General features: G+C 69.3%; 6 protein-coding genes. 4 read left to right on the forward strand and 2 right to left on the reverse strand.

Going from position 1 to position 7,247, the window contains the following annotated elements; genetic code table 11:
• Positions 1-58 precede the first annotated feature (58 nt).
• Both ACWD12_RS39340 and ACWD12_RS39345 read left to right on the forward strand, forming a co-directional pair.
• Positions 59-931: a VOC family protein gene (locus ACWD12_RS39340; protein ID WP_450103667.1), complete on the forward strand. Its 873-nt coding sequence runs from the start codon at positions 59-61 to the stop codon at positions 929-931.
• 59 nt (positions 932-990) lie between these two features.
• Complete coding sequence (locus ACWD12_RS39345; RefSeq protein WP_450103668.1) at positions 991-1,401, forward strand: DUF3291 domain-containing protein; 411 nt, start codon at positions 991-993, stop codon at positions 1,399-1,401.
• A gap of 207 nt (positions 1,402-1,608) precedes the next feature.
• Here the strand turns inward: ACWD12_RS39345 and ACWD12_RS39350 are convergent, their stop codons facing one another.
• Positions 1,609-2,199: a TetR/AcrR family transcriptional regulator gene (locus ACWD12_RS39350; protein WP_450103669.1), complete on the reverse strand. Its 591-nt coding sequence runs from the start codon at positions 2,197-2,199 to the stop codon at positions 1,609-1,611.
• A 148-nt stretch (positions 2,200-2,347) separates the two neighbouring features.
• Here ACWD12_RS39350 and ACWD12_RS39355 point away from each other — a divergent pair, with 148 nt between their 5' ends.
• Positions 2,348-4,510 carry an MMPL family transporter gene (locus ACWD12_RS39355; RefSeq protein ID WP_450103670.1) on the forward strand — a complete coding sequence of 721 codons (2,163 nt, stop codon included), beginning with the start codon at positions 2,348-2,350 and terminating at the stop codon, positions 4,508-4,510.
• A 1,541-nt stretch (positions 4,511-6,051) separates the two neighbouring features.
• Complete coding sequence (locus tag ACWD12_RS39360) at positions 6,052-6,867, forward strand: S1 family peptidase (protein WP_450103671.1); 816 nt, start codon at positions 6,052-6,054, stop codon at positions 6,865-6,867.
• A gap of 188 nt (positions 6,868-7,055) precedes the next feature.
• Here ACWD12_RS39360 and ACWD12_RS39365 read toward each other — a convergent pair.
• The coding region (locus tag ACWD12_RS39365) for a hypothetical protein (RefSeq protein WP_450103672.1) at positions 7,056-7,247 on the reverse strand (192 nt) is incomplete at its 5' end.

Consider the following 7,247-nt stretch of genomic DNA (forward strand, 5'->3'; position numbering starts at 1 on the left):
CCGCCCCCGCTGCCCCTGCTGGGCACAGCACGGGCAGCCGAGCGGCAGCATCCCGCCCATGCGACGAGACATCCACGGCATCCACCACGCCGGCATCCTCACACGTGACCTTGGCGCGCTGGAGCTTGCGTACACCGCACTCGGTTTCACGCTCAGCCCGCGCTCGCGGCACCTTTTGGCCGCAACGCCCGGCGCGGCGCCGACGCCGGGCTGCACCGCGAACCGGTGCGCGCTATTCGGCGGGGCGTACATCGAACTGCTCGGCATCGTCGACGAGTCCGCGCCCGACCCGTGGCACACCAAGGCGATGGCCGACGAGTACGAAGGGTTCCGGCTGCTCAACCTGGAAACCGACGACGCCGAGGCGACGGACCGCAGGCTGGTCGCCGGGGGCCTGCGCACGTCAGGCGTGCTGGACTTGGCACGCGACGTGGACACTGAAGCAGGCGCGCGGACCGTGCGCGCCCGCGCCGTGCACATGGACCCCCGCACCACGTCCGAAGGGTATGTGGGCGTCGCCCAGCACCTCACGCGGAACTACGTGCACCAGCCGCGCTACCTGCAGCACCCGAACACCGCCCGCGCCCTCGAAGCGGTGCTGATCGTCGCCGACGACAGTGTGTTCGACGTGATCACCGACCGATACAGCCTCATCCTGCAGACCACCCCGGAACGCGACGGGCCGCTGGCCGTGCTGAACACCACGCACGCACAGCTGCGCATCGTCCGGGCCACACACACCCAGGACGTCATCCCGGGCGAACCCGCACCCGCGCCTTCCTACCTGGCCGCCATGACCGTCGCGGTCGAGAACCTCGCCGTCGCTCGCGACCTCGCCGAACGAGGCGGCATCGAGACACGGACGGCCGCCGGCGGATTCTTCGTCTCTGCCCGGCATGCCCGCACCGGGCTGTTCTTCACCGCCCGTTGACCGCGACGACAGCCCGACCGTCAACCAACGCGAACACCCGTCCTGAAAGGCGCATCCCCGTGCCCACGCTCCGCTGGATCACCCCCAACCCCGCGCCCGCGCACACGCAGGTCCTGGTCATGGCGTCCCGTTTCGAACTGACCTCCCTCACACACGTTCCCGCCTTCCTCGTCAAGTCGATGTCCTCGTGGAACCAGATCAAGACCGCGCCCGGGGCATACGGTGCCTCGCTGATCGCGCAACCCCTCCGACGCGTCTTCTACACCCTCTCCGCGTGGCAGAACCGCGACAGCCTCTACCGGTACGCCAAGGCAGACCCGCACGGGGACGCGATGCGCGCGATGCGTCCGGCAATGCGGTCGTTCACCCATGTCTTCTGGGAAGCCGGCAGCGGGGAACTGCCCATCACCTGGAACGAGGCCAAACAGCGCCTCGCCGAGCAACCCGGCACCGCAACCCCCGGCCGATAGACGACACGACCGTCGGCGAGACGGGCCGCATCGACGCCGGTTCGCACAGCGTGTGGCGGCCAACGCCGCGGGCCGGGGCCTTGAGCCGAGGATTTCGTTGATGCCGCGGGGGCTGGTTCGGGCGGCCGGGGTGGTGGTGCCAGCTGTGGTCTATCGGCCATGGCCGGCGCTCGAGTCCGGCACGCCGACCAGTTCCTCGATCGTGGGTCAGTCTCGCATCAGCAGCGGGAGCAGAAGATCGTCCACGATGCCGGTGAGCACCTCGTCGCGGATCGGCGCGCCATAGATCATAAAATGGTGGTCGACAAGCGCGGGTGCGAAGCCGATCACGCGTGGCGTGATCACTCCGGCGGGGATCTCGCCGCGAGCGGCGGCGCGTTCCAGGATCTCGCGCATCAGCTTGTCGCGGCCGGTGAACATGTGGGCGCGTAGGTTCGCGGTGTCCTCGGGGTTGGTCAGGTTCTCGGCCATCAGCCCGCGGGCGGCCTCCCCGAAGAACCCGTTGAGGCTCTCCGCGCCTCGGCGCAGCACACACAGGACATCCTCGCGCAGGCTGCCGGTGTCCGGCGTCGCCACGGGCCCGCCGCCGCCGCGGTGGCGCAGCGCGGCCACGACCATTTCGGCCCGGTTGGGCCAGCGCTTGTAGAGCGAGGCCTTGCTGGTGTGGGCCCGGGCGGCGACGCTCTGCATCGTCACCCGCCAGTAGCCGACCTCCGCGAGCTCGGCGAGCGCCGCGTCGAGGATCGCCGACTGCAGGAGCTCGCCGCGACGACGCGGCCCCTTCCTGTGATCGGCCATGGGGAGCACCGTAGCAAGGCCATCCCCCTCCGCTCCAGGATCGCGCCTTGCGGGTACACCGCCTCCTACGACCAGAGAACCAGGCGTTCTCTAATGATGCTACGGTTCACCCGCAATAGAGAACTCAGCGTCTAGTTAGGAGCGGCTGATGCGGGTCTTCGGACAATGGTCGGTTCGACACCGGAAGTGGGTCATCGGCGCCTGGGTTGCGCTGCTCCTCCTGTTGGCAGGGGTGGCGACGCTGGCGGGGGGACAGGACTACAAGAACAGCATCAGCCTCCCCGAATCCGACTCCCAGACCGCCCAGGCCATCACCCGGGACGCTTTCCCCACTGCCGCGGGCGACGTCGATCGGATCGTGATCCACTCCACTTCCGGCGCCCTCACCGACCCGGCCACACGCGACCGCGTGCAGCCGATGCTCAAGCAGGTGGCGGAACTGCCCCGCGTCGTCAGCGTGACCGACCCCTACGCCAACCGCGACCAGGCGATCTCAAAGGACGGCAAGACCGCCTTCGCCACTGTGACCTTCGACGCGACGGCCGACGAGCTACCCAAGCAGGCGGTCTCCCGGGTGATCGAGACCGCGCAGTCCGCCCGCGCGCCCGCACTCGAGGTGGAGCTGGGCGGGCAGGCGATCGAGCAGTCCGCGTCCTCCGGCCCCGGCCCGCTGCTGGCCATCGGGCTTGCCGCCCCCGTCCTGGTCCTGCTCTTGCTGTTCGGGTCCGTCACGGCGATGCTGATGCCGCTGCTCACCGCCCTGGTGGCGCTCGGGGCCGGTTTCTGCGTGAACGCACTGATCACCCACGTCATGGACCTCGGCACCTCCAGCGAGGCGATCGCGTCCATGATCGCGCTCGGAGTCGGCGTCGACTACTCGCTGTTCATCGTCTCCCGCTTCCGCGACCTGCTCGCCGAGGGCGCCGATCCGAGGAAGGCGGCCGCCGAGGCAGTCAACACCGCCGGGCGGGCGGTTCTGTTCGCCGGCGGCATCGTAGTCTTCGCCCTCCTGGTGCTGCTGCTGTTCGGGGTGAGCATCACCAGCGGCATCGCGGTCGCGTCCGCGGTCGAGGTGTTCTTCACCATGGTTGCCGCGCTCACCCTGCTGCCCGCGGTGCTGTCCCTGCTCGGGCACCGGGTCAACAGCCTCCGCGTCCCGGGCCGGCGCGTGACCCGGTCGACGGGCATCTCGCCGCGGTCGGCCGCCTGGTCCCGCCTGATCCAACGCCGCCGATGGGTCGCCACGTCCGGGGTGCTCGCCTTGATGGTCCTGCTCTCGCTGCCGGTCCTGGATCTCCACCAGGGGAATCCCGACGCCGGCACCGACCCGCCCTCATCCACCAGTTACAAGGCCTACCACCTGCTCGCCGACGGGTTCGGTCCTGGGTTCAACGGCCCACTGCAACTCGTCGCCACCCTCCCGGCCCCGTCCGACCCCGGCGTGCTCACCAGCCTGGCGGACACCATCGCCGCCGACACCGGCGTCGCCTCGGTCGGTGTGCCGCGGGTCAACCCCGACGGCACCGTCGCCGTGCTGTCCGTCACCCCCACGACGTCCCCGCAGGCCGCGGCCACCGCTGACCTTGTGCACCGACTGCGCGACACGGTCATCCCGCGCGCCACCGCCGAAACCGGCGTGCACGTACACGTCGGCGGCCCGACGGCCGGCTTCATCGACCTGTCGGAGAAGCTCGGCAGCCGGTTCCTGCCCTTCATCGCGGTCGTTCTCGCGATCGGCTTCGTACTACTGCTGCTTCTGTTCCGCTCGCTGGCCATTCCCCTGACCGCCGCCGTGCTGAACCTGCTGTCAATCAGCGCTGCCCTCGGCGTGGTCGGCTTCGTGTTCAAACACGGCCTGACGGGGCTGCCGCCAGCCCCCGTGTCGTTCGCCGTACCCGTCATGATGTTCGCGATCGTCTTCGGCTTGTCCACCGACTACCAGGTCTTCCTGCTCACTCGCGTCCAGGAGGAATGGCTCACCCACCACGACAACGCCCGGGCGGTACGCGACGGCATGGGCCGCGTCAACGGCGTCATCACCGGCGCCGCGGTCATCATGATCGCCGTATTCGGCTCCTTCGCACTCGGCGGCGAACTGCTGTTCCAGCAGATCGGCATCGGCTTCGCCGTGGCGGTGGCGCTGGACGCCTTCCTACTCCGCTTCGTCCTCGTACCGGCCGTCATGCACATCCTGGGCGACCGCAACTGGCGACTACCCCGCCAATTGATCCGACTGCCGCGCATCCACCTGGAACCACTCCCTTCTCCGGCGACGGCAGAACAGGGGACGAAAGGAAACGCCGACGCCTGATGGCCGCCGGGTCTTGACGTGGTCGCCGCGTCGGCCACGTCAAGAGGCGCACGCGAGTCCTGGGAGCGATTCGGTGCCGGCCAGGCGGAACGCCAGGCGAAGTGGCTTGCCCAGGAGGCGCGGCGCCGCCGTGGGGACCGACGTTGGGGCGCCGAAGAAGGGCGTGGGAACGCGAATGGGAGCAGTTCAAGGCCCCACGCCAGTTGCCCCCGGCCCTCCGTCGATCGTGCCGACGTGGCTGCCCGGGTGTTCTCCTTCGCCCAGTTGGAGGACGACGGCAAGAGCAGCGTACGAACGGCGTGGCGTGCCGCCGCCCACCTGCACCGTCCCGACAAGGCCGGGACGCCACCGCCATGCGCGAACTCCTCGAACTGCGCGCAGTCCTGGACACCGCCGCCGCATGGAACGTGCCCGCCGCAGCCACCGAAGAGCCCGCTGACGAAACCGCTCCCGAGCTCCGGCCTCTTTCGTCATTACTGCACAGGCACATTGCAGCCTGAGTCACCCACCCGGTGGTGGGGCGCGTGGAGTCCTCCAGCAACCGGATGCGGGGGCTGGCGTGTTCGATATCCGCGAGTTGGCACGGGCGTTGCCCGTCAAGCGTGACGGTTCCGAAGCAGTCGCAGGCGAGGGTCGCCTCAGTCTGGGAGCGCAGGAACACGGCCCAGATCGCGGCGCCGCCCCGGGCGCGGGATCGAGGCCGGCGTTCTTGAGGATTCCCAGACCGCGGACGCGGTGATGCGGATCTTGAGCAGGGTGAGTCGCCGTGGATGCGACGGTAGCCGCACGTGGGGGTCCCCCGCGCCATGCTCGTATGACGAGGAGTCGGGTGGGGCGGGCGGTGGGCGGTCGTCCAGGGTGTTTCGGCCGGGACAGTGCCGCTCGGTGGTGGCTGCAGCGCGGCGAATGTGTTGGCGGCGGTGGGGTGGGCCGGGTGAAGCAGCGCGCCGCGGTGTCGCGAACGACTGCATCCCCTGCGGGGGCACGCGGCGTGTGTGGTTCCGGAGTGGGGTTCGACTGGGTCCGATTCGGGGTTGACGGCCACCCCCGCAGCCTCGCCTGAGGCGAGACGACAAGCAGCCTGGGCGTTCAGTATGCGACGGTGAACACCCTTACAATAAGCGGTTGTTGGTGACTTCGGCGGGCGAGTGTGATGGATCGGCGCGGTCCAGTATCCAATATGCGCGGATGGGCCAACTGCCTTTGTCATGACCGGGGTTGACGTGGCTGAATCGCTGTCGGACAAGACGTCGACCGCGTCCTGGTGCATCAATTCCCAGCACAGCAAAGCCAGTTCCGATCTCAGAGCCGCATTGCGGTTCAGCGAGCACAAGGGCGGGCCGAGTGCGTCGTCCCTGGAGAGCGCTCGTTTGACGATGCGATCTCGCCTGCGGACCCCCGCGTGACGGGGAACTCGTTCGAGCAGGTGGGTCTTGTCCACTGCGCGGGGAGACGACCGCATTGGTCGCGCCTCTGCAAATTCGCCATACCCATAAGTGACTTCACGCGTGGGTTGCAACGAGTGACAGGAGAACCCAGGAATGAGCAAAAGGCTAATGATCCGTGGCGCTTTGGTGGTGGCGCTGACCGCGGGCGCCTTGACAGCCTTCCAGGGCGGGGCTCAGGCGGACGAGGCGCCGCCGGGTATCATCGGCGGGAAGCCGGCCGTCGGGGATTTCCCCTTCATCACCGCGCTGAACTGGGATCCGGACGGTCGGCACCGGTTCCGCTGCGGGGGTTCGCTGGTTGACGAGCAGTGGGTGCTGACGGCCGCCCACTGCGTCTACAACCAGTCGGCCAGCCAGCCCTACGACCCGGCTCTGTTCGACGTCCGGGTGGGTTCCAAGGACCGCACCAGCGGCGGAAGCACGGCTCGCGTCACCGAGGTGCACGTCCACCCGGACTACTGGAACACGCCGAACGACAGGCAGTCCGACGTCGCGCTGCTCAAGCTAGACCAGCCCGTCGACCAGGCGCCGTTGCCCATCGCGGACGAGGAGGCCGAGCCGGGGGATCGGATGCGGGTGCTCGGCTGGGGCATCACCGCCGTGGGGCAGACCGAGGCCCCCGTGCTCCTCAACCAGTTGGACACCCGGGTGATCGGTGACGCGAAGTGCGTGATCGGCGGGATATACGACCTCACCGAGGGTGACCTGTGCGTGGACGACAAGAAGAACCCCGCCACCGGCAACTGCTCGGGTGACTCGGGTACTCCCGCGGTGCGGTGGAGGGACGGCCGCTGGGAACTCGTGGCCCTGGAAAGCCGCAGCGTCGACGGCTGCGGTGTCAGCCCCAACGTGATGCCGAGCGCGGCGGCGCATGAGAACTGGATCTCGGGCGTGATCGCGGCAGGCTGACCCCCGTTCCCTCTTCTGGCCGTGGGATAGACGCGGGGCACACCCCTGCCGTCATCCCGCGGCCCCGCCCCGCCGGTGACAACGCCGGACGCCGCCTCGACGATTTCCTTGCCCAGGTCGACGACGAAACGCTCGACCGGTTCAAGGAGATCTTCCGACTCGGACCGCTCACGCCGCCCAGCCCGCGACTACGAGACCCTCCCGGCCAGCAGCGAAGCAGTCGTGAAGTGGTCGATGACGATGCTCATGACCCGGCGCCCGGCCCGGCACGCCGCGGCCCGGCGGCCGGGTTGTGCGGGCGGTCCCGGGCGCGGTGGGGGTGTCCGCGCCGCGGGGCCGCCAGTGCCGGAGGCCGTGTGCCGGGTGGGGGTGGGCACGCG

The organism is Streptodolium elevatio (genome assembly GCF_053592165.1).